The sequence below is a fragment of the Streptomyces sp. SID12501 genome (assembly GCF_010550245.1).
Taxonomy (GTDB): Bacteria; Actinomycetota; Actinomycetes; order Streptomycetales; family Streptomycetaceae; genus Streptomyces.
The window spans coordinates 1-413 of sequence record NZ_JAAGLU010000847.1; the positions used below are offsets into that span (position 1 = coordinate 1).

Here is a 413-nt window from a genome sequence, read left to right on the forward strand (position 1 = left end):
GCTTCTACGACAACAGAGGTCTCGACGAGGTGTTCGTCGGCCTCGCCAACAGCGACATCGACGTCCAGCGCACGATCCGGCTGCACGTCTTCAGCAACCACGTCGATGACGTGGGTGCCCGCGCGGCGGCGCTCGGCGTGGCCGGCAGCGTCCACTCGTTGCCCTACTTGAGCTACGCCGACTTCCTGCCCGCGCTGCGGCAGTTCGACGTCCTCCTCGCGGACGACGTCAACCGGGGCGCCGGCCTCCTCGTCAACCCCTTCCTCCCGTCGAAGGTCTCCGACTACCTCGCGTCGGGCGTGCCGGTCTGGGGGCTCGTGGACGACGGTTCTCCCTTGTCCCGCATGGACCTGGCGTACCGCACCCGCGTGGGTGACTCGAACGCGGCGATGCGCACGCTTGCGCGGCTCGCG

General features: G+C 69.2%; 1 protein-coding gene. It reads left to right on the forward strand.

Annotation, left to right across the window (positions count from 1 at the left end; genetic code table 11):
* Positions 1–413 (forward strand): glycosyltransferase family 4 protein (locus G3I71_RS48780; RefSeq protein ID WP_164325418.1); only part of this gene is annotated, 413 nt, incomplete at both ends.